Source organism: Streptomyces sp. NPDC004542, from assembly GCF_040610035.1.
GTDB lineage: Bacteria > Actinomycetota > Actinomycetes > Streptomycetales > Streptomycetaceae > Streptomyces.
Window position 1 is genome coordinate 1 of the sequence record NZ_JBEXLP010000065.1, and the last position, 21,581, is coordinate 21,581.

Annotated in this window: 13 protein-coding genes, 1 tRNA gene and 2 pseudogenes; 9 read left to right on the plus strand and 7 right to left on the minus strand. The window is 73.9% G+C overall.

Annotated features, from left to right (window positions below):
• Window positions 1-25: 25 nt before the first annotated feature.
• Complete coding sequence (locus tag ABZX30_RS27675) at window positions 26-1,864, plus strand: transcriptional regulator (RefSeq protein ID WP_355938146.1); 1,839 nt, start codon at window positions 26-28, stop codon at window positions 1,862-1,864.
• A gap of 32 nt (window positions 1,865-1,896) precedes the next feature.
• On the opposite strand, the gene ABZX30_RS27680 is transcribed toward ABZX30_RS27675, so the two are convergent.
• Window positions 1,897-2,733, minus strand: coding sequence for a fructosamine kinase family protein (locus tag ABZX30_RS27680; RefSeq protein ID WP_355938148.1), 837 nt, complete (start codon window positions 2,731-2,733; stop codon window positions 1,897-1,899).
• Between the two features lie 513 nt (window positions 2,734-3,246).
• Between ABZX30_RS27680 and ABZX30_RS27685 the strand changes: the two genes are divergently transcribed.
• The 4 genes and pseudogenes from ABZX30_RS27685 to ABZX30_RS27700 all read left to right on the plus strand — a co-directional run.
• Entirely contained in the window at window positions 3,247-3,705 is a 459-nt protein-coding gene (locus ABZX30_RS27685; protein WP_355938105.1) for a hypothetical protein, read from the plus strand.
• A 109-nt stretch (window positions 3,706-3,814) separates the two neighbouring features.
• A complete protein-coding gene (locus tag ABZX30_RS27690) occupies window positions 3,815-4,492 on the plus strand; it encodes a class F sortase (protein WP_355938107.1) in 678 nt (225 codons plus the stop codon).
• Between the two features lie 545 nt (window positions 4,493-5,037).
• On the plus strand, window positions 5,038-6,381 hold the full coding sequence (gene selA, locus ABZX30_RS27695) for an L-seryl-tRNA(Sec) selenium transferase (RefSeq protein ID WP_355938109.1): 1,344 nt from the start codon (window positions 5,038-5,040) through the stop codon (window positions 6,379-6,381).
• A gap of 5 nt (window positions 6,382-6,386) precedes the next feature.
• Window positions 6,387-8,135: pseudogene (locus ABZX30_RS27700) on the plus strand (SelB C-terminal domain-containing protein); the annotation flags it as partial.
• Window positions 8,136-8,170: 35 nt separating this feature from the next.
• Here the strand turns inward: ABZX30_RS27700 and ABZX30_RS27705 are convergent.
• A tRNA-Sec gene (locus tag ABZX30_RS27705) sits at window positions 8,171-8,263 on the minus strand.
• A gap of 34 nt (window positions 8,264-8,297) precedes the next feature.
• Between ABZX30_RS27705 and selD the strand changes: the two genes are divergently transcribed.
• On the plus strand, window positions 8,298-9,314 hold the full coding sequence (gene selD / locus ABZX30_RS27710; RefSeq protein ID WP_355938110.1) for a selenide, water dikinase SelD: 1,017 nt from the start codon (window positions 8,298-8,300) through the stop codon (window positions 9,312-9,314).
• Here the strand turns inward: selD and fdh are convergent, their stop codons facing one another.
• Window positions 9,315-12,575 (minus strand): formate dehydrogenase, encoded by a 3,261-nt coding sequence (fdh, locus tag ABZX30_RS27715; RefSeq protein ID WP_355938112.1) that lies wholly within the window; start codon window positions 12,573-12,575, stop codon window positions 9,315-9,317.
• A 415-nt stretch (window positions 12,576-12,990) separates the two neighbouring features.
• Here fdh and ABZX30_RS27720 point away from each other — a divergent pair, with 415 nt between their 5' ends.
• The gene (locus tag ABZX30_RS27720) at window positions 12,991-13,281 is read left to right on the plus strand and encodes a hypothetical protein (protein ID WP_355938114.1); all 291 of its coding nucleotides are present in this window, start codon (window positions 12,991-12,993) and stop codon (window positions 13,279-13,281) included.
• Here the strand turns inward: ABZX30_RS27720 and nrfD are convergent.
• The 4 genes from nrfD to ABZX30_RS27740 all read right to left on the minus strand — a co-directional run bounded on the left by nrfD (window position 13,263) and on the right by ABZX30_RS27740 (window position 16,266).
• Window positions 13,263-14,282, minus strand: a complete 1,020-nt coding sequence (gene nrfD, locus ABZX30_RS27725; protein ID WP_355938116.1) for an NrfD/PsrC family molybdoenzyme membrane anchor subunit — start codon at window positions 14,280-14,282, stop codon at window positions 13,263-13,265. The genes ABZX30_RS27720 and nrfD overlap by 19 nt on opposite strands.
• A complete protein-coding gene (locus ABZX30_RS27730) occupies window positions 14,282-15,286 on the minus strand; it encodes a 4Fe-4S dicluster domain-containing protein (protein ID WP_355938117.1) in 1,005 nt (334 codons plus the stop codon). Before ABZX30_RS27730 ends, nrfD begins: the two co-directional genes overlap by 1 nt.
• Window positions 15,283-15,507 carry a hypothetical protein gene (locus ABZX30_RS27735; RefSeq protein ID WP_355938119.1) on the minus strand — a complete coding sequence of 75 codons (225 nt, stop codon included), beginning with the start codon at window positions 15,505-15,507 and terminating at the stop codon, window positions 15,283-15,285. Before ABZX30_RS27735 ends, ABZX30_RS27730 begins: the two co-directional genes overlap by 4 nt.
• 390 nt (window positions 15,508-15,897) lie before the next feature.
• Window positions 15,898-16,266 carry an ANTAR domain-containing protein gene (locus ABZX30_RS27740; RefSeq protein WP_355938122.1) on the minus strand — a complete coding sequence of 123 codons (369 nt, stop codon included), beginning with the start codon at window positions 16,264-16,266 and terminating at the stop codon, window positions 15,898-15,900.
• Window positions 16,267-16,551: 285 nt separating this feature from the next.
• Here ABZX30_RS27740 and ABZX30_RS27745 point away from each other — a divergent pair.
• Window positions 16,552-16,698: pseudogene (locus tag ABZX30_RS27745) on the plus strand (helix-turn-helix domain-containing protein); the annotation flags it as partial.
• Window positions 16,699-17,159: 461 nt separating this feature from the next.
• The gene (locus ABZX30_RS27750) at window positions 17,160-21,437 is read left to right on the plus strand and encodes a HAMP domain-containing protein (RefSeq protein WP_355938124.1); all 4,278 of its coding nucleotides are present in this window, start codon (window positions 17,160-17,162) and stop codon (window positions 21,435-21,437) included.
• Window positions 21,438-21,581: the final 144 nt, after the last annotated feature.

Sequence of the window (21,581 nt, forward strand, 5' to 3'; positions counted from 1 at the left end):
CCCGGCCGCGGGCGGGGGGGACGGGGTGGGAGCCGCTCGTGCGGCTCCGCTGTCGTCGGCGGGGCCGGCGGCCGCGGCCGCTACGCGGCCGTCCGCCGCGCGGCACGGGGCCGGGAGGACACCGGCCCCCCGGCCCCGTACCGCTGCCCGGCCCCGCCGTACCGAGTCTGCCCGGAGCGAGCCCGTCGACCCGCGCTTCGCCCATGGCCCGCTCGCCGTGGTCGACGCCGCTGAAGGCGAGGTGACGGCGTACTGCGTCGGCGGGCTGGTGCTGGACGTGTCCGCGCGGTCGCTCCCGGCGCTGGTGGAGTGGGCGCTCGGCGAAGCGCGGCTCGGGCAGGCGCGGCTGCACCGGTCGGGGAAGGACGCCGACCCGCTGGTGGTGCTGACGGCGGCGGCCTGCGAACGGTACGGGCTGCCCGCCCGGCTCACCGACGAGGAGCGCCTCGCCGGCCGGCTGCCGGAGTCCCACCGGGCGGTCCGGCAGCTGAAGAAGGCCGACTGGATGCTGACCAGGCGCGGTCTCGGCCCGTGGGCCCGGATCTACCGTCCCGCACAGGGCGGCCGGCGCGCCTGCGTCCAGCTGTGCGTCCCTTCCTGGCACGCGCTGGACACCCGGCACTGGGGCGAGGCCGCCACGCTGCCGCCCGCCGACCTCGCCCGCGTCCTCGGTACGTACGCCGCCCGGGTCCTTACCCCGCGCGGCTCCACCGCGGTCACCGGGCTGGAGCTGATGACGGCGCTGCACCCGCCGACCCGCGCGGTCAAGCAGGACGACGGCCAGTGGGTGTCCGCCCCGAACCCGGGCGCGCTGACGGAGGCCGTGGACTGCGCCCCGTGCGAGGCCCCCGACGGCCATCCGCTCCTCGCCCACCTCCCGCGCTTCCACCAGCGCACCCCCGCCGAGGTGTTGCGCGAGGAGGCCTACGACTGGGCCCGGCCGCTGACCGACGAGGAGTGCATGCGGCCGTACCTCGTCGGCATCGACGTCAACATGGCGTTCGCGGCGGCGGCCAACCGTACGGTGGTGGGCCTCGGCGCGCCGGTCCACCTCCACAACCCCGCCTTCGACCCGTCCCTGCCCGGCTCCTGGCTGGTCGACCTGTCCCACGTCCGGCTCGACCCGCGGCTGCCGAGCCCGTTCACCCCGGACGGCGAGCCGCCCGAGGGCCCGGCCTGGTACGCGACGCCGACCGTGGCGTACGCGCTCGAACTCGGCCACGAGGTCTGCCCGTCGGAGGCCTACGTGCGGCCCGAGCACGGCCCGTACCTGGACGCCTGGTACACCAGGCTGCGCGACGCGTACATCGCCACCATGGCCGACCTGGGCGTCACCTCCGCCCTGGCGCCCGAGGAGTTCCTGGCCGCGATGGAGACGCACAAGGACCGGGACCCGGAACTGGCCCTGGTACTGGCGGCGATCAAGGCCACGGTCAAGGGCGGCATCGGCAAGCTGCGCGAGCGCGCCCGCAGCGGCTGGCGGCCGGGCGAACGCTGGCCCGCGCTGGACCGGCCCACCTGGCGCCCCGACATCCGCGCCGCCGTCATCTCCAAGGCGCGTACCAACATGCACCGCAAGATGCTCGCGGTGGCCCGCGCGACCGGCCGGTACCCGGTGGCGGTCCTCTCCGACTGCGCGGTGTACGCCTGCGACGGTCCCACCCCGCTCGACCTCCTCCCGTACCGGGACGGCAAGCCCCTGCCCGGCGGTTTCCGCATCGGGGTCAGCCCGGGCATGGTCAAGCACGAGGGGACGCAGAGCGTGCTGTGGGCGGAGGGGCTGCGCGAGGAGCACGGCGACGGCCTCAACCTGGCCCGCTACATCAAGTCCGGCCGGATCAACGCGCCGGACGAAGGGGAGTAGGGGGAGCGGGCGGGCACCGGCGGGGTGCCCGGTCAGCCGGCGAGGGCCCGCCGGGCCACCCTGAGCGCCTGCTCCGCGTAGCCGCGGCCGAACAGCACCGTGTGCACCAGCAGCGGGAAGAGCTGGTGCAGGCCGACCCGCTCCGCCCAGCCGTCGGCGAGCGGTGCCGCCTCCTGGTAGCCGGCCAGGATCCGGTCCAGGTGGGGGCAGCCGAAGAGATGCAGCATGGCCAGGTCGGTCTCCCGGTGTCCGCCGTGCGCGGCCGGGTCGATGAGGCGGACGTGCCCGTCGGCGCCCCACAGCACGTTGCCGTTCCACAGGTCGCCGTGCAGCCGGGCGGGCGGCTCGGCGGGCCCGGCCAGCCCGGGCAGCCGCTCGCAGACGCGCTCGACGACGGCCGCCTCGGCGGCGCGCAGGGTCCCGTCGTCGACGGCGCCGCGCAGATACGGCAGTACGCGGTGCTCGGCGTACCAGCGCGGCCAGTCGGCGCCGGGCCGGTTGCGCATGGGGGCGAGCCCGATGTACGCGTCCTGCGGACCGTCGGGCGGCGGCGCCCCGAACGCGGGCGCCCCTGCGGAATGCAGGGCGGCCAGCCCACGGCCGAACCGCACCGCGGCCCAGGCGTCGGGCGGCCCGGTCGGGATCCGCTCGGTCACCATCCAGTGCTCGTCGTACCCGCGGACGGCGGGCACCCGGACCGCACCCGCGGCGGCCAGCCAGCGCAGACCGGCCACTTCCGCGCGGACCGCACGCGGACCGTGCCCCCGTTTGACCACCACCACCGTGCCGTCGTCGAGGGTGACTTCGGCCGGCGCCCCGGACAGCTGGCGCCCGCCGGTCGCCGGCCGCCCGGTGAGCCGGGACGCCACCGCCCCCGGTTCCTCGCTGCTGTCGTCCACCGCCCCAGGGTACGGGCCCTGCCCGACCGGAGAGCGGATCACTCCCGGGCGGCGTCCGGAGCGCCGGTCAGGCGCCGCCCGGCAGCCCGGTGAACCCCACGGCGTCATCCGGGCCGGTCGTGAGGCGGAAAGGAAACCTCGCCGGCGCCCGAAGGCACCGCGAACTCCTCGACGGCGCCGCCCGGCGTCCCCCGGCGCTGTCGGCGACCGGCTGACGATGACGTCCGGGAGAGGTCTTTCCGGCCGGTGTGCGGGCCGCCGCACCCGGTGCCGGTGCCGGTGCCGGGCGCTGCCGGGCGGGCCGTCGGGCTGACGCGGTGACAGCTCGCCGCGTTCGGGGGAACCGTCGGCGCGCCGGTAACCCGGCTGGGCGGCCCGGATGGTGCGAGCCGGTGGCGTGGCTGACGGTGGTTCATGTCGGAGGTCCGGTCATGACAGCTGATGGAGTATCGGCTGCCCGGCCCCCGGCGGAAGGATGACGAGATGCGATCTGCCCGCATGATCCTGGCCACTGCGGCAGCGACGGCTGCCCTTGCCGTCGCCGCTCCCGGGGCCCACGCCTACGGGGGCGACGAGGGTCGTGATGACTCTTCTTACAGCAAGAAGCAAGGCGATGACAGCAGCCGCGACGAGGAGCGTGGCGGGGGCCACTCCAGTGGCGGCAAGCACGAGTCGAGCGGAGACGACTGGAATTCGGACGAGGATGAAAGCGGCGATTCCGACTCCTACAAGGACGACGAGCAGGGCAAGGGCGACGAGGGTGGCAAGGAGGGCGGCTGGAGCAAGGAGAAGGGCCATGGCAAGCCGCGCGGCGGCATGCACACCGGGGGTGGCGCGCTGGCCACGCCGGGCGTGACCGCCGCCGGGCTGTCCGTCGTGGCCGTGGCCGCCACCGGCATGTACGCGCTGCGCCGCCGCAAGGTCGCCGAACCGGCTGCCTGAGCCAAAATCCGATGTCCCAGGTCTACGGCCGCCGCCCGCGCACCTCGCGCCCGGCGGCCGGCGGCCCGCCCCCCGACCGCGCCGCCGTGTCCGAGTGAGGTGGTTTCCCATGGCAGCTCACCCGCCGTCCCCCGCCGCCGCCGAGACGGTCCCGGCCGGTCCGGGCTCCCGCTCCGGTGGGCGGCTGGTGTGGACCGCCGCGATCGCACTCCTGGCCGTCGCTCTGATCGGCGGCAGGCAGGGGCCGTCCGGCTCGTCCGGCTCGCCCGACGCCCCGAGCGCCGCGGGCGCCTCCACCGCGGCGGCCCCGGACGACCCCCGGACGGACAAGCGCCTGCCCCGCTCCAGGCCGACGCGCCTGTCCATCCCGAAGATCTCCGTCGACGCCCCCTTCACGTCCCTAGCCATCGGCGACTCCGGCCGGCTCCAGCCGCCGCCCGCCGACGACACCAACCTCGTCGGCTGGTACTCCGACGGCGTCTCGCCCGGGGAGCCGGGCACCGCGGTCATCGCGGGCCACGTCGACACGGCGACCTCGGCCGCGGTCTTCGCGGACCTGGACCGGCTGCAGCCCGGCGACCGGTTCACCGTGGAGCGGGCCGACGGCACGAAACCGTCCTTCGTGGTCGACAGCACGGAGACCTTCGCCAAGGACGCCTTCCCCAGCAAGCGCGTGTACGCCGACACCCCCAGGGCGGAGGTGCGGCTCATCACCTGCGCCGGGGACTACGACCGCACGGTCAAGGACTACACCGACAACCTCGTGGTCTTCGCCCATCTGGTCTGAGGCCGCGCCCGCTCCCGGCCCGGACGGACGCCTGGCCGCTGGACGACGCCGTGCGGGGCGAGGGCGGCGCGGTCCGCGCAAGCGTTCCCAGCGGCTCGTGCCGGATGAACCGGTCGTCGGGGAACTCGATTTCACCACGGACGACGACGCCGGACGACGACGCCTTGCGCGGCACGACCGGCGATCCGCGCCCGCGCGACCGCGGCCGACACCGCGCAGGGCGACCCGCGAGACGTCCCCCAGCGCGTCGCCGACTTCTACGGCGCCTGTGCCGACTTGGTCCGGGACGACGAGGACTCCGCGGTCGCCGCCGGCGCCAAGGCCGAAGCGGACCCGCATCGGAGTCCGGTCCGGCCTGAGGACGAGGAAGATCACCGGCCTGAAGCAGGACGGCTGACGCCGGGGCGCGCGTCGCGCAGCGCCCGGGCCGCGTCCCCTGCGGCGTCCTGGCGTGTCGAACCGCCGGCACGGGGCACTGAGAGACGATGGAGGCACCGGGGGACCACGGGGGAGAGCCACAGGCAGGGCCGGAGAGGCAGGGCGCCATGGAGCAGCGGCGCGCACCGCAGCAGACGGACGACAGGGACCCGGCGGACCCCGACGTTCGCCGGCGGATCCCGCGCACCGACGCCGTGCTGCGCGATCCGCGGCTGTCCGAGGCCGCGGCGCGGCTGGGCGCGACTGTGGTGAAGACGGCCGTGCGCCAGGCCCAGGAGCGGGCACGGCGCGGTGCCGTCCCGCTCGAGCGGGTGGCGGACGCGGCCGTCGAGCTGCTGCCGGACACGGTGGGCGGGCTCCGCCCGGTGATCAACGCCACCGGAGTGCTGCTGCACACCAACCTCGGCCGGGCCGCACTGTCGGCGGCGGCCCGGCAGGCGGTCGGGGAGGCCGCCGGCCCCACCGACGTCGAGCTGGACCTGGCGACGGGTGCGCGGGCCCGCCGGGGGCGTTCCGCCCTGCGCGCGCTGTGCGACCGGGTGCCGTCGGCCTCGGCCGCGCACGTCGTCAACAACGGCGCCGCCGCCCTCGTCCTGGTGGCCACCGCGCTCGCCGCGGGCAAGGAGATCGTCATCAGCCGGGGCGAGATGGTGGAGATCGGGGACGGCTTCCGGCTGCCCGACCTCCTGGTCTCCACCGGGGCCCGGCTGCGCGAGGTGGGCACGACCAACCGGACGACCGCCGCCGACTACGCCGCCGCCATCGGCCCCGGCACGGGATGCGTGCTCAAGGTGCACCCGTCCAACTTCCGCATCACCGGGTTCACCCGCGCCGCCGGCGTCGGTGAACTGGCGGCGCTCGGCGTCCCCGTGGTCGTCGACATCGGCTCCGGGCTGCTCGAGCCGCACCCGCTGCTGCCCGACGAGCCCGACGCCGAGACCCAGCTGCGGGACGGCGCCGCGCTCGTCACCGCGAGCGGCGACAAACTCCTCGGCGGGCCGCAGTGCGGGCTGCTGCTGGGCGACGGGGAACTGGTCCGCACCCTCTCCCGGCACCCCCTGGCCCGCGCCCTGCGGGTCGACAAACTGACGCTGGCCGCCCTGGAGGCGACGCTCACCGGCCCCACGACGCCGACCGCCGTCGCACTGGCCGCGGACCCCGCACGGCTGCGGTCCCGCGCCGACCGGCTGGCTGTCGCGCTGCACGCGGAGGGCGTCGACGCACGGGCCGTCGAGAGCGCGGCCACGGTCGGCGGGGGCGGCGCGCCCGGCGTCACCCTGCCCAGCGCCGCGCTGTCCCTGCCCGAGCGGTTCGCCGCCCCCCTGCGCACCGGCCGGGTGCCGGTGGTCGGGCGCCTGGAGGCGGGCCGCTGCCTGCTCGATCTGCGGGCGGTGCCGCCGGAGGACGACGAGCGGCTCGCCCACGCCGTCCGGTCGGTCGCGGGGAGGTAGCCGTCATGCGGGTGCTGGCCACCGCCGGGCACGTCGACCACGGCAAGTCGGCTCTCGTACGGGCGCTGACCGGGATGGAACCCGACCGCTTCGAGGAGGAGCGGCGCCGGGGACTCACCCTCGACCTCGGCTTCGTCTGGACCCGGCTGCCGCCCGGGGGCGAACACCTCGCCTTCGTGGACGTGCCGGGCCACGAGCGGTTCGTCGCGACCATGCTCGCCGGGGTCGGGCCCGTGCCCGCCGTCCTGTTCGTGGTGGCGGCCGACCAGGGCTGGCAGCCGCAGTCCCAGGAGCACCTGGCGATCCTGGACGCGCTCGGCGTGCGGCACGCCGTGCTCGCGGTCACCCGCAGCGACCTCGCGGACCCCGAGCCGGTGCGCGCCGACGCCGTCGAACGCCTGGCCGCGACCTCGCTCGGCACGGTGCCGTCCGTGGCGGTGAGCGCGGTCACCGGCGCCGGGCTGGACGATCTGCGGGCCGAACTGGCTCGGCTGGCCGGGACGTTGCCCGACCCGTCCGCCGACGAGGACGTGCGCCTGTGGCTGGACCGGGCCTTCACCGTGCGGGGCCACGGGACCGTGGTGACGGGCACGCTCGGCGCCGGCACCCTCCGGGCGGGCGACCACCTCGTCACGGCGGACGGCACCGCCGAGCTCAGGGTGCGCGGGCTGCAGTGCCTGCACGAGGAGCGGTCCGAGGTCAGCGGTGTGGCGCGGGTGGCCGTCAACGTGCACGGTCCCTCGAGCGACGCGCTCGGCCGAGGCCAGGTGCTGCTGACCCCGGGCCGCTGGCTGACGACCGCGACGGTGGACGCCCGGGTCGTCGGTGACCCCGTCGCCGACCTGCCCCGGACGGTCACGCTGCACATCGGCACGGCCGCCGTCCCCGTGACCGTCCGCCCGCTGGGCCAGGACACCGCCCGGCTCACCCTGGCCCGCCCCCTGCCCCTGCGGGTCGGCGACCGGGCCGTGCTGCGCGAACCGGGCGGCAGCCGCACCCCCTGCGGGGTGACCGTGCTCGACGTACGCCCGCCACGGCTGGCCCGGCGGGGTGCGGGACGGGCCCGGGCGGCGGAGCTCGCCGGCATGACCGGCCGCCCGGACGGCGCCGCCGAACTGCGCAGGCGCCGGCTGGTGCGCCGCTCGGAACTGCTCGCCATAGGGGTGCCGCCCCCCGCCGCGCCCGTCGCCGGGGACTGGCTGGCCGACGAGGCGCACTGGACGGCACTGCGCGCGCGCCTGGCCGCGGAGGTGGACCGGCACGCGAAGGCCCACCCCCTGGAGCCCGGCCTGGCCACCGAGGCGGCCCGCCACCTGCTCCGCCTGCCCGACCGGGCCCTGGTCGACGCGCTCGCCCGCAGTCCCGGCGAGCCGCGGCTGACCAGCCGCGAGGGCCGGTGGTACGGACCCGGCAGCACCCGTCCGACGCTGCCACCGCCGATCGCGGCGGCCGTGGACGCCGTACGCCGGGATCTGGCGCGCACTCCCTTCCGCGCGCCCGAGGCCGACCGATTGACGCGGCTGGGACTGACCCGCAAGGCGGTAGCCGCCGCCGTCTCCGCGGGCGCCCTGCTGAAGATCGCCGACGGCATCGTGCTGCTTCCCGGCGCGGACGAGCGGGCCGTCACCGTCCTGTCCGGGCTGCCCCAGCCGTTCACGCTGAGCGAGGCCCGCCGGGCCCTCGACACCACGCGCCGGGTGGCCGTGCCGCTGCTGGAGTACCTGGACGCCCGGGGACGCACGGAGCGGGTGGACGATCTGCGCCGGCGCTGCCGGGCCGGCCGGGGGAGCGGAGGCGGACGGGAATCGAACCCGCCTGCCCGAGATCCTCGGGCACCTCGGTTTTGAAGACCGGGAGGGCCACCAGGCACCCACACGCCTCCACCGACCGCCAGGCTAGTTCCCCAGGAGACCGGTATGACACCGACCCGCCAAGCGTCCGTACGGCTCACACAGTTCGCCCACGGCGGCGGCTGCGCCTGCAAGATCCCGCCCGGAGAGCTGGAGGAGGTCGTCAGCGGCCTGACGGCACCCCCGCCGGCCGGGGCCGGCGGCCCGCTGCTGGTCGGGCTCGCCACCGGCGACGACGCGGCCGTCGTCACGCTTCCCGGGCAGGAGAACACGGCCGTGGTGTCCACCGCCGACTTCTTCACGCCGGTCGTCGACGACCCCTACGACTGGGGCCGCATCGCCGCCGCCAACGCCCTCTCGGACGTCTACGCGATGGGCGGCCGCCCGCTCGTCGCCGTGAACCTGCTGGCCTGGCCCCGCGACCGGCTGCCTTTCGACCTGGCCCGCGAGGTACTGCGCGGCGGTCTGGACGTCGCCACCGAAGCGGGCTGCCACGTGGGCGGCGGGCACAGCGTGGACGACCCCGAACCCAAGTACGGCATGGCCGTGACCGGACTCGCCGACCCCCGCCGGCTGCTGCGCAACGACGCCGGACGGCCCGGTCTGCCGCTGTCGCTGACCAAACCGCTCGGGCTCGGGGTACTGAACAACCGCCACAAGGCGACCGGCGAGCGGTTCGAGCAGGCGGTCGCCACCATGGTGGCGCTCAACCGGGACGCGTCCGCCGCCGCCCTCGCCGCGGGCGCCTCCTGCGCCACCGACATCACCGGCTTCGGCTTCCTCGGCCATCTGCACAAGCTGGCCCGGGCTTCGGGCGTGACCGCCGTCGTGGAGACCGCCGCCGTGCCCCTGCTGGACGGCGCCCGGGAGGCCGTACGCGCCGGGTACGTCAGCGGAGGCACCCGGCGCAACCTGGAGTGGGTCGCGCCGTTCACGGACTTCGGGGACACCGACGCCGACACCCGGCTGCTGCTGGCCGACGCCCAGACCTCGGGCGGGCTGCTGGTCGCCGGGGAGGTGCCCGGAGCGCCGGTGGTCGGCGAGCTGGTGCCGCGCGGCACCCACTCGGTCGTGCTCAGGTGATCACGGCTCCGTGCCCGTCCGCTCGTCGATGCCCGCCCGCGCCCGGTAGGCCCGCACCAGCTCCACGACGGCCGGGCCGCGGGGGCGGCGTCCCGGCCGGATGTCGACGGCGAACGCCTTCGTCTCCTGGATGTGGGTGTTGGGGTCGAGGGACAGATGCACCAGTTCGTTGGCCGCGTCGCCGGTGCTGTAACCGTTCGGTCCCCAGTGGTAGGGCAGCCCCACCTGGTGCAGGGTACGTCCCTGCACGGTCAGTGATGCCATCCGGTCGGTGACGAGCACCCGGGCCTCTACGACCCCCCGGGCGCTGACGATCGTCGCCCAGCCGGTGTGCTCCAGGCCGCGCTCGGCGGCGAGTTCGGGCGACACCTCGCAGAAGAACTCCGGTTGCAGCTCCGCCAGGTACGGCTGCCAGCGGGACATGCCGCCGGCGGTGTGGTGCTCGGTGAGCCGGTAGGTGGTGGCGACGTAGGGGAACACCTCCGAGCCGGGCTCGGTGCCGCTCGGCTGGTAGCGGTTGTCCGGGTGCGGCGGCATCAACTGCCGTACGGGGTTGCGCTGCTGCCCGTACAGGACGTTGGGGAAGGGGGAGTCCTGCGGTTCGTAGTGCGTCGGCAGGGGCCCGTCGGTGATCCCGGACGGCACGTAGAGCCAGGCCTTGCCGTCGGCCTGCATGATGAACGGATCAGTGCCCGACAGAGCCTCGGCGCCGGCCGCGTCCGGTGGCGGCTGGTGGTACGGCGACTTGTCCCCGGTGAAGTCGGGGATGTCGTGGCCGGTCCACCGGGCCCGGTCCTCGTCCCACCAGACCAGGGCCTTGCGCTCGCTCCAGGGCCTGCCGTCCGGGTCGGCCGAGGCGCGGTTGTAGAGGATGCGGCGGTTGGCGGGCCACGCCCACGCCCACTCGCTCGCCACCCAGTTCTGCTCCTTGCCCGGCTTGCGGCGGGCGGCCTGGTTGACGCCGTCGGCGTACACCCCGCAGTAGATCCAGCAGCCGCAGCTGGTGGAGCCGTCGGCTTCGAGCTGCTCGTACGAGGCGAGCGGGTCGCCCTCGGCGTCACAGCCGTTGATCTCGGCGAGCACGGCCTCCGCCTCCGGCTCGGCATGGCGGCCCTTCGTCGGGTAGTTCCAGGTCAGGTCCAGTACCGGCCGGTCCATGGCGTCGGTGGACCCGGCGAGCTTCTCGCGGATCCTGCGCCCGAGGTGGAAGGCGAACCACAGGTCGCTGCGCGTCTCGCCGGGGGGTTCGACCGCCTGGTGGTGCCACTGGAGCAGGCGCTGGGTGTTGGTGAAGCTGCCGTCCTTCTCCGTGTGCGCGGCGGCCGGCAGGAAGAACACCTCGGTGCGGATGTCCTCCGTGCGCAGCTCCTCCGTCTCGATCTCCGGGCCGTCCTTCCACCAGGTCGCCGACTCGATCAGGGAGAAGTCCCGCACGACCAGCCAGTCCAGGTTGGCCATGCCCAGCCGCATCAGCTTGGAGTTCGCGTTGCCGACCGCCGGGTTCTCGCCCAGCAGGAAGTAGCCCTTGCAGGTGCCCTCCAGCTGGGCCATGGCCGTCTCGTACGCGGAGTGCGATCCGGTCAGCCGTGGCAGGTAGTCGAAGCAGAAGTCGTTGTCCGCGGTCGCCGCCTCGCCCCAGTACGCCTTCAGCAGGCTCACCAGGTAGGCGCGCATGTTGCCCCAGTAGCCCTTGCGCGCCGCCTCGGCCCGGACGAAGGCGTCCAGGTCCTGGTTCTGGTGCGCGTGGGGCATGGGGATGTAACCGGGGAGCAGGTTGAACAGGGTGGGGATGTCGGTCGACCCCTGGATGGAGGCGTGGCCGCGCAGCGCGAGGATCCCGCCGCCCGGCCTGCCGATGTTGCCGAGCAGGGTCTGCAGGACGGCCGCGGCGCGGATGTACTGCACGCCCACCGTGTGCTGCGTCCAGCCCACCGCGTAGGCGAACGCCGTGGTCCTGTCCCGGCCGGAGTTCTCCGTGACCAGTTCGCAGACCTGCCGGAAGAGGTCCTGCGGTACGCCGCAGACCTCCTCGACCATCCGGGGCGTGTAACGGGCGTAGTGCCGTTTGAGTACCTGGAAGACGCACCGCGGATGGGTCAGCGTCTCGTCCCGCTCGGGTTCGCCCTCGCCGATCGCGGCACCCCCGGAGCCGTGCGCCTCGCCGCGCGCGGCCTCGGTCACCGAAGCGCCGTCCCCGGTGCGCTTGTCGTACTCGGTGTCGCGCTCGCCCGAGGCCGCCTGCATCTCCATGCCCGCGTACTGCCAGCTGCTGTTGTCGTAGGAGCGGCTGTCCGGGTCGAGGCCCGAGAAGACGCCGTCGAGGTCCTCGGTGTCACGGAAGTCGTCCCGCAGCACCACCGGAGCGTTGCTGTAGGCCACCACGTAGTCCCGGAAGTACCTGTCGTTCTCCAGGACGTAGTTGATGATCCCGCCGAGGAAGGCGATGTCGGAGCCCGCGCGCAGCGGCACGTGCACGTCGGCCAAGGCGCTGGTGCGGGTGAACCGAGGATCGACGTGGATCACCTTCGCGCCCCGGGCCTTGGCCTCCATCACCCACTGGAACCCGACCGGATGGCACTCGGCCATGTTCGAGCCCTGGATGACGATGCAGTCCGAGTTCTGCAGGTCCTGCTGGAAGGTGGTCGCGCCGCCGCGTCCGAACGAGGTTCCCAGACTGGGAACGGTGGAGGAGTGTCAAACACGCGCCTGGTTCTCGATCTGGATCGCGCCCAGAGCGGTGAACAGCTTCTTGAGGAGGTAGTTCTCCTCGTTGTCCAGCGTGGCACCGCCGAGGCTCGCGATGCCGAGGGTGCGCCGGGTGCGGGTGCCGTCGACCTCCCACTGCCATCCGGTGCGCCGGGAGGCGATGACGCGGTCGGCGATCATGTCCATCGCCGTGTCCAGGTCGAGGCGCTCCCACCCGGTGCCGTGCGGCCGCCGGTAGAGGACGTGGTGCTCGCGGGCGTCACCGGTGGTCAGCTGGAGGCTCGCGGATCCCTTCGGGCACAGCCGGCCGCGGGAGATGGGTGAGTCGGGGTCGCCCTCGATCTGGGTGACCCGGTCGCCCTCGACGTAGACGTTCTGGCCGCAGCCCACGGCGCAGTACGGGCAGACCGACTTCACCACCCTGTCCGCGGTGGCGACCCGGGGTTCCAGCCGTGCGGTGTGCCCGCTCTTCGCGGCGGCCCCCCGGCCCAGCGGGTCGGTGCCCTTGAGCTGCCGGTAGACCGGCCATGAGTCGATCCAGGTACGGACGCCCATCGCTCACTCCTCCCGCTCGGTTCCCCGCCGGCCCCGACCCGCATGTGGTCCACCGTGCCCGGTCGCCCGGGGTACGGGCGCGGTCGGGCCGGTGCGGCCCGCCGGGCCCCGGACGGCCTGCTCCCCCGGCCGGCGCCGTTCCTCCTGGTGCACATTGTCCCGCGGCCGGGCGCACACGGCATCCTCGGACGCCACGTGCCGACCCAGCTGGGCGGCGAGGGCGTGGGCTCCCTCGGTGTCGCGCACGACCGGCCGGGGGCGCCGCTGTCCGGCCGACGCCCGGGCCCCGGGCAACCGCCGGACCGTCGGCATGGCAGGCGCCTCCTCAGCTCCACCGCGGGTACCTCCACCGGGCCGGGAATACCCGTGCCGTGGCTCGTCAAACCGGTGCCCGACCAGCACGTTTTTCGGCGGCGTGCGGGCCCCGCGCGCCGCCGGGCACCGCCTGGTGACCCTGACGAACGGCTCCGCCGACACGGCCGGCGCCGTGCTCGACCGGGCCGGCGTCACGGGCTGCTTCGAGACACCGCTGGACGTCGGGGAGCGGCGCGGTCCGGGCGGGCCCGGCAGCGGCGGACCCGCGTCCCGTATCCCTCGGCGCGGCTCCCCGCGGACCGGCAGGCCGCCGGGCTGCCGGAGCCGTCCGGGCAACCGGCTCCCCGAACGCGCCGCCGACGGCCCGGCCGCTCAGCGAGCGCGCGCCTGAAGCCGCTCCCGCTGCGGTACGACCGTGTACTTGGGATCCTCGGCGGAGGCCACCCCGGCGTGGAACACACCGAACCGGAGCGCCGCGGAACCGGTCAGCAGGGCGGCACCGGCCACCGCGGCCGTCCACCGGTCACGCCGCCGGCCGGCCAGCGCCGCCACCGCGGCACCACCGGCGGTCAGCACCTCCGACGCGCGCAGCAGCTTGCGCGCCCTGCCCTGCTCGAAGGGCTCGGCGGCCAGGCCCATGCGGCGCTTCATCGCGTGGAAGGCACCGAGTTCCAGGGCGGCTCCCAGCACAGCCATGCGGCGTGCGGGCCCCGCCTGGCCGACGGGTGAGCAGATCAGCCCCAGCCCGGCCGCCGCGCTCGCGCCCGAGCCCGCGAAGACGAACGGCATCTGCCGGTGGCCCTCGTGCCAGGAAGGCACCGCCGTGTCCGTGATCAGGACGGCGGTGTACGTGACGACGGCCGGACCGAGCACGGCCGCGCCCGCCGTGGCGGCGGAGCCGACGAGGCGGTAGCGGCGGGCGACGTCGGTGCCGGCCGCCACCAGCGTCAGCGGGGCGTAGCCGGTCAGCAGCCACGAACCGACGCTCATCGGCGAGGTCGGTTTGAACACGCGCAGCATGTTGAGGAACCGGCCGGGCCGCCCCAGGTCGTGCACGAGCGCGACCAGGGACAACGAGATCGCGCCCGCCGCGCCCAGCTTCGCCGCCCGTGCCGACGCGGGCCGCCCGGTCAGCTGCGCCCCGGCGGCCAGCAGCGACGACGCACCGGCGAGACCGCCCAGGTACAGGTACCCGGCGATGTCCAGGGGCTTCCAGGTCGGTTTGTTCAGCACCGGCTTGCCGTAGTACGACGAGAACTCCGCCTCCGGCACCATGGGCCGTTCGCCCCGCCCGCGCCGGCGCCGGCGGCGTCCGGCACGCTCGCCCGTCGTGGCGTCCCGTCCGGGCCGCGTGCCCCGGACCCCGTCGGGTGTGACGTCCGATCCGCTCATCAGGGCCTCCTGACGAAGCTGGCGACGGCCAGGGCGGCCAGCGCTCCGGCGGCCGCCGCCGCGTTCCGCCACATGGCGGGCAGGTCCCGGGTGGTGACGACCGGGTCGGGGGGCAGACCGTAGACCTCCGGTTCGTCCAGCAGGAGGAAGAACGCGCCGTCGCCGCCGACTCCGTCGTCCGGGCTCTCGCCGTACAGGCGCGCGTCGGTGACGCCCGCGGTGTGCAGGTGCGCCACCCTCGCCGCGGCCCGCTCCCGCAACTCCTCCAGCGGGCCGAACTGGATGGAGTCGGTCGGGCAGGCCTTCGCGCAGGCGGGCTCCATGCCGACGCCGAGCCGGTCGTAGCACAGGGTGCACTTCCAGACCCGGCCGTCGCCCTTCCGCTGGTCGATGACACCGTAGGGACAGGCGGGCACGCAGTAGCCGCAGCCGTTGCAGATGTCCTCCTGGACCACGACCGTGCCGAACTCGGTGCGGAACAGCGAGCCGGTCGGGCACACGTCCAGGCAGGCCGCGTGCGTGCAGTGCTTGCAGACGTCCGAGGACATCAGCCAGCGCAGTTCGGTGCGTCCGTCCGGCGCCAGCGGGGAGACCGCGCCGGACGGTGACCCGGCGGGGGCGGTGCCGGGCGCGGGCGCGGTGGCTCCGGGGCCTGGGGAGGAGGCCGGGGTACCCAACTGCCGTGCCGCGTCGAAGACGTCGACGTCGTCGTGGCGGACCCCGGGCTCCTGCCCGCCCAGCGGCTTGCGCTGTTCGATGAAGGCCACGTGCCGCCAGGTGTCCGCACCGAGCCCCTGGGTGTTGTCGTAGGACATGCCGGTCAGCTCCAGCCCGTCCTCCGGCACCGCGTTCCACTCCTTGCAGGCCACCTCGCACGCCTTGCACCCGATGCACACGGACGTGTCGGTGAAGAACCCCATGCGGGGCGGCGCGTCGGGGTAACCGGCGGCCTTCGCCACGTTCGGCTGCGGCCCGTACAGCAGGTTCATGTCGTCCCCGGTCATGCCGTGTCCTCCTCGCTCACGACTCGTGGGCCTCCCCTTGTCCCGGTCACCGGCGTGTCAGCCCTCTCGCCGAAGTACCGGCGGCCGATCGCGTTGCGGACCCGGTGCCCGCGCAGACCGCCGCGCACCTGGAAGCCGATGTGCTGCACCGAGGCGCAGACCTCGCCGGTGGGTGTGGCCTGCGGGGGTGCGTAGGAGCCCGTGCACGGCCGTTCGGTCATGTCCGGGTGGACGAAGAAGGCAACGGCCAGTGGTCCGGGAAGGCCTGGGGCGGGAACTCCTTGCCCACGGACGAGACCGGCGGGCTCCTGCCGAGCACGGTGCACCACTCGCTCCCCGCGTGCCGGAGGACGGGACGGTCCTGCCTCGCCGGACATCGCCACTGCCGCTCGCCTTCCGCAACCCGGTCCGCGCTCCCCGGTCCGCGTTCCCCGTTCCCCGGTCCGCGTTCCCCGTTCCGGGGACCCGGTCTCGCCCGGGGGACCCTGTTCCGAGCCTGGCACGGGTGCCACCGCTCCGCAGGCCGAAACGGTTCGCGGGATCGCCTCCGCCGTCGGCGGGACGACCACTCGCTCCTGAGCACCGCCCGGTCGCGCCGGCCCGCGCACGGGTCAGCACCCGTCCGGCCGCGGGCGCGCGGCCGGGCAGGGCGCCCGGTACCGGTCGAGAGCCAGCTTCAGCTCGGTGAGCAGCGGCTCGGGCAGGATGCCGCCCTGTCCGAAGTCCAGGACGTGATCGGCGACGGCCCGCAGTTTCGTGTTCGTGCGCTGCGAGACGTCCCTCAGGACGCGCCAGCTCTCCTCCGGGGCGATCCCGCCGAGCGCCACCACCACGCCGATCGCCTGGTCGATGACGGCGTGCGAGGTGACGGCCTGCCTGAGCTGCGCGCTCTCCCGCTCGAGACGCTCGTACTCCATGGCCAGGTCCGTCGAGGACAGCAGGACGAGGGGGCGGTGCCTGGAAATCGTGAAGAACGCCATGATGTCCCCCTTCTGTGGTGCGTGTCGCCGGAGCTTCTGCTGCCCCGCGGCCGTCGCTTCACGCGAGCGCGTGCGTGTGCGCCAGGTCTCGCCCCCGGGGGAGCCGCACCGGGCCGGGCCGCGCGCCGGTCTGGTCTACTGGGCCGGTGGCCCGCGGGAACGGGCCGCGGTGCCGGTGCCGGCCGGGCGGGACGCGCAAAGCGCTGTGATCGAGTCGGCCCTGGCGGACATCGCGGTCACCGGTACGTGGATCGTGCTGCGGGGCGATCGCCCGCCCCGGACACCACGGTCTCCGCGGTCGCCCGACGCTCGGGCTTCGCCGGCGCCACCCACTTCAGCCGCAGCTTCCGTGCCGCGTACGGCGTCTCACCCAGCGCCTGGCGGGACGCGCGGCTCCGCCCGGCCCCGGACTCCGGCGGGACGAACGGCTGACCCTCGGCCCCGCCGAAGCCCGGAACGCACGTCACCGCCCGCCCGTCGCGTGAGGGGGGACGGTCACCCCGGTCCACGGCTCGTGAGGACGAGTCTTCTACGGCGACCGGGGAAGGCGGTCACGGACACGCTGCACGTCGCCCTGCACGCGCCCTGAACCCCGCTCGGCGCACCGCGCCGGACACGGGCACACCGTCTTGCCGCGGTGAGGGAAAACCTCCTGAGTACCCCGCTCCCACCGACCCATGCCTGCTGTTCACCGATGGATTTCCCGGCAGCGGGAACATCGCCGGAGGCTTTGTCGGCGGTCGTCCACCTGGGTTAGCCTGCGACGTATTTTCACTCCGTAGACACATCCGTGAACTGCGGAAACGCGTGCACAATCGGCCGGGCCGCAGGGCGTTCCCGGCACGGTTCCGAGCCTTCGACCGGAGGCTCATGGGAGCGGAACGAGGGGACGCATGGCCGGCAAGGCGACCGAGGTGACCGAGGCGGTCCCGGGTGACCAGGAACTCAGACGACTCCTCGCGGGTCTGACAGCCGTCCGGGACGGCGACTTCGGGACGCGCCTGCCCGACGACTCCGACGGGCTCATGGGCGACATCGCCACCGTGTTCAACGGCATGGTCGACCAGTTGTCGGTGTTCACCTCCGAGGTGACCCGCGTGGCCCGGGAGGTCGGCACCGAGGGCACGCTCGGCGGCCAGGCGGAGGTGCCGGGCGTCTCCGGCACCTGGGCCGACCTGACCGACTCCGTCAACGCCATGGCGGGCAACCTCACCACGCAGGTGCGGGACATCGCCCAGGTGGCGACGGCCGTCGCCAAGGGCGATCTGTCGCAGAAGATCGACGTGCCCGCGCGTGGCGAGATCCTTCAGCTGAAGGAGACCGTCAACACGATGGTCGACCAACTCTCGGCGTTCGCCGACGAGGTCACCCGCGTGGCCCGGGAGGTCGGTACCGAGGGCCGGCTGGGCGGCCAGGCCCAGGTCCCCGGTGTCGCCGGCGTGTGGCGCGACCTGACCGACTCGGTGAACTTCATGGCGGGCAACCTCACCGCGCAGGTGCGCAACGTCGCCCAGGTGACCACCGCCGTGGCCAAGGGCGACCTGTCGCAGAAGATCACCGTCGACGCGCGCGGGGAGATCCTGGAGCTGAAGAACACCATCAACACGATGGTCGACCAGCTCTCGGCGTTCGCCGACGAGGTCACCCGGGTCGCCCGGGAGGTCGGTACCGAGGGCCGGCTGGGCGGCCAGGCCGACGTCAAGGGCGTCAAGGGCACGTGGCGCGACCTGACCGACTCGGTGAACTTCATGGCGGGCAACCTCACCGCGCAGGTGCGCAACGTCGCCCAGGTCGCCACCGCCGTCGCCGAGGGCGACCTGTCGCAGAAGATCACCGTCGACGCGCGCGGGGAGATCCTGGAGCTGAAGAACACCATCAACACGATGGTCGACCAGCTCTCCGCGTTCGCCGACGAGGTCACCCGCGTGGCCCGCGAGGTGGGCACGGCCGGCAACCTCGGCGGTCAGGCGACCGTGCGGGGTGTCTCCGGCACCTGGAAGGACCTCACCGACAACGTCAACGTGATGGCCTCCAACCTGACCGGACAGGTGCGGTCCATCGCCCAGGTGGCGACCGCCGTCGCCAAGGGCGACCTCTCCCAGAAGATCACGGTCGAGGCCAAGGGCGAGGTCGCGGCGCTGGCCGACGTCATCAACACGATGGTCGACACGCTCTCGGCGTTCGCCGACGAGGTCACCCGGGTCGCCCGGGAGGTCGGCACCGAGGGCCGGCTGGGCGGCCAGGCCCATGTGCCGAACGTGGCCGGCACCTGGAAGGACCTCACCGACAACGTCAACTCCATGGCCAACAACCTCACCGGCCAGGTCCGCAACATCGCGCTGGTGACCACCGCGGTGGCGCGCGGTGACCTGTCGAAGAAGATCGACGTCGACGCGCGCGGGGAGATCCTGGAGCTGAAGACGACCATCAACACGATGGTCGACCAGCTCTCCGCGTTCGCCGACGAGGTCACCCGGGTGGCGCGCGAGGTGGGCACCGAGGGCCGGCTGGGCGGCCAGGCCGAGGTGGAGGGGGTGTCCGGCACCTGGAAGCGCCTCACCGAGAACGTCAACGAGCTGGCCGGCAACCTGACCCGGCAGGTGCGCGCCATCGCCGAGGTGGCCAGCGCCGTGGCCGAGGGCGACCTGACCCGGTCCATCACCGTGGACGCCTCCGGGGAGGTCGCCGAACTCAAGGACAACATCAACTCGATGGTGGAGTCCCTGCGCGAGACCACCCGCGCCAACCAGGAACAGGACTGGCTCAAGACCAACCTCGCGCGGATCTCCGGCCTGATGCAGGGCCACCGCGAACTGCCCGTGGTCGCCGAGCTCATCATGGACGAGCTGGTGCCCCTGGTGTCCGCCCAGTACGGCGCGTTCTACCTCGCCGACGACGGCGACCGCGGCCCGGAGCTCCGGCTCGTCGGCTCCTACGGCCGTCCCGAGGAGGACCCGCGGCCCACCCGCATCCCCTTCGGCCGGTCGCTGGTCGGCCAGGCGGCCCGCAGCCGCCGCACCATCGCCGTGGACGACCTCCCGGCGGGCTACGTCACGATCTCCTCCGGACTCGGGCAGATCGAGCCGAGCGCGCTGATGCTGCTGCCGATCGTCTTCGAGGACCAGGTGCTCGGCGTCATCGAACTGGCCTCGGTCAGCGCCTTCGCCCAGATCCACCGGGACTTCCTGCAGATGCTGATGGAGACCATCGGCGTCAACGTCAACACGATCGTGGCCAACGCCCGCACCGACGAGCTGCTGGGCGAGTCGCAGCGCCTGACCTCCGAACTCCAGGCCCGCTCCGCGGAGTTGCAGGCCCGGCAGGAGGAACTCCAGAGCTCCAACGCCGAACTGGAGGAGAAGGCGTCGCTGCTGGCCGACCAGAACCGGGACATCGAGGCGAAGAACCTGCAGATCGAACAGGCGCGGCAGGAACTGGAGGCCCGCGCCCAGCAGCTGTCGCTGGCCTCGAAGTACAAGTCCGAGTTCCTCGCGAACATGAGCCACGAGCTGCGCACCCCGCTCAACAGCCTGCTCATCCTGGCCCAGCTGCTCGCCCAGAACCCGTCCCGCAACCTCACCCCGAAGCAGGTCGAGTACGCGGGCATCATCCACTCCGCGGGCTCCGACCTGCTCCAGCTGATCAACGACATCCTGGACCTGTCGAAGGTCGAGGCCGGCAAGATGGACGTGACGCCGGAACGCGTCCCGCTGCGGCAGCTCATCGAGTACGTCGAGGCCACGTTCCGGCCGATGACGACGCAGAAGAGCCTCGAGTTCACCATCACCACGGCGACCGGTGCGCCCGCCGACCTGCTCACCGACGACTCCCGGCTCCGGCAGATCCTGCGCAACCTGCTGTCCAACGCGGTGAAGTTCACCGAACAGGGCGGTGTCGAACTGCGGATCGAACCGGCGTCGGACGACGAGACGCCCGAAGGAGTGCTGCGCAGCGGCAGCGTCGTCGCCTTCCGGGTGATGGACACCGGGATCGGCATTCCCGAGCAGCAGCTCGAGACGATCTTCGGGGCCTTCCAGCAGGCGGACGGCACGACGAGCCGCAAGTACGGCGGCACGGGCCTCGGCCTGTCCATCACCCGGGAGATCGCGCACCTGCTCGGCGGTGCCGTCACCGTGGACAGCACCCCCGGCAAGGGCAGCACGTTCACGCTCTACCTGCCCGTGGCACGGCCGGACTTCGCGGAGACGGCGCGTGGCGGCCGCCCGCCCCAGAAGGTGCTGGAAACGCTCGCGTCCGAGACGACGGCCGAACCCGCATCCGGGGAAGGGGCGGTCCGCACCGGCACGAAGCGGCGTCCGCGCCGGCTGCTGGTCGTCGAGGAGCGGCCGCGCGGACTGCTGACCCTCGTCGCGGAGAGCGTGGTCAGGGACCTGGCACACGGCCGGGAGAGCGATCCCTCCCACGCACCCGTCGACATCATCACCGCCGTCGGCGCCCAGGAGGCGGCCGGTGCCCTGGCCGCCGAGCCGTGCCACTGCGTCGTCGTCGAACTGGGCACGCCCGACGGCGAGTCGGCCCGCTTCCTGGACGCCCTGCAGGGCGACTCGGCGCTGGCGAGCGTTCCGGTCCTGGTGCACAGCGGTCACCGGGCCGGACCGGTCGGGGAGGAGGGCGTGCGCTCCGGTCCCGACGGCCGGTCCCTGGAGTACCTCTACAGCCTGGACGAGCTGCGCGAGCGCATCGCCCTGCACCTGTCGACCGAGGAGCCCGGGGAGGTGCTGACGCTGGTCCGGCACGACGAGACGCAGGTTCCGATGCTCGACACCACCGCCGCGGCCGCGGGCCGTACCGTCCTCGTCGTCGACGACGACGCGCGCAACCTCTTCGCGCTCAGCGGTATCCTCGAACTCCAGGGATTCCGGGTGCTGCACGCGGAGAACGGCCGCAAGGGCATCGAGACGCTGGTCAACAATCCGGACGTCGCCCTCGTGCTGATGGACGTGATGATGCCGGAGATGGACGGCTACACCGCCACCGCCGAGATCCGGAAGATGCCGCGGTACGCCGACCTGCCGATCATCGCCGTGACCGCCAAGGCGATGCCCGGCGACCGGGAGAAGAGCCTGGCCTCCGGGGCCAGTGACTACGTCACCAAGCCGGTGGACACCCAGGACCTCGTCGCCTGCGTCCGGCGCTGGCTCCCCGCATGACGAGGCCCGCGCCCGCCCCAGCCCCGCGTGCGTACCGCAGCGCGCCGGGGCCGTCCGCCAGCCGAGGAGCCCGCACACCGTGACCACGTACGACTCGACCCCCGAGCCGGCGAGCGCCCTTCCGCCCCTCGGACCGACGGCACC

Coding starts and splice junctions, on each gene's coding strand:
- ABZX30_RS27740 (WP_355938122.1), bottom strand. CDS start 16,266: ATGGCGTTCTTCACGATTTCCAGGCACCGCCCCCTCGTCCTGCTGTCC.
- selA (WP_355938109.1), top strand. CDS start 5,038: ATGGAGCAGCGGCGCGCACCGCAGCAGACGGACGACAGGGACCCGGCG.
- nrfD (WP_355938116.1), bottom strand. CDS start 14,282: ATGAGCGGATCGGACGTCACACCCGACGGGGTCCGGGGCACGCGGCCC.
- ABZX30_RS27730 (WP_355938117.1), bottom strand. CDS start 15,286: ATGACCGGGGACGACATGAACCTGCTGTACGGGCCGCAGCCGAACGTG.
- ABZX30_RS27690 (WP_355938107.1), top strand. CDS start 3,815: ATGGCAGCTCACCCGCCGTCCCCCGCCGCCGCCGAGACGGTCCCGGCC.
- ABZX30_RS27750 (WP_355938124.1), top strand. CDS start 17,160: ATGGCCGGCAAGGCGACCGAGGTGACCGAGGCGGTCCCGGGTGACCAG.
- ABZX30_RS27685 (WP_355938105.1), top strand. CDS start 3,247: ATGCGATCTGCCCGCATGATCCTGGCCACTGCGGCAGCGACGGCTGCC.
- selD (WP_355938110.1), top strand. CDS start 8,298: ATGACACCGACCCGCCAAGCGTCCGTACGGCTCACACAGTTCGCCCAC.
- ABZX30_RS27735 (WP_355938119.1), bottom strand. CDS start 15,507: ATGACCGAACGGCCGTGCACGGGCTCCTACGCACCCCCGCAGGCCACA.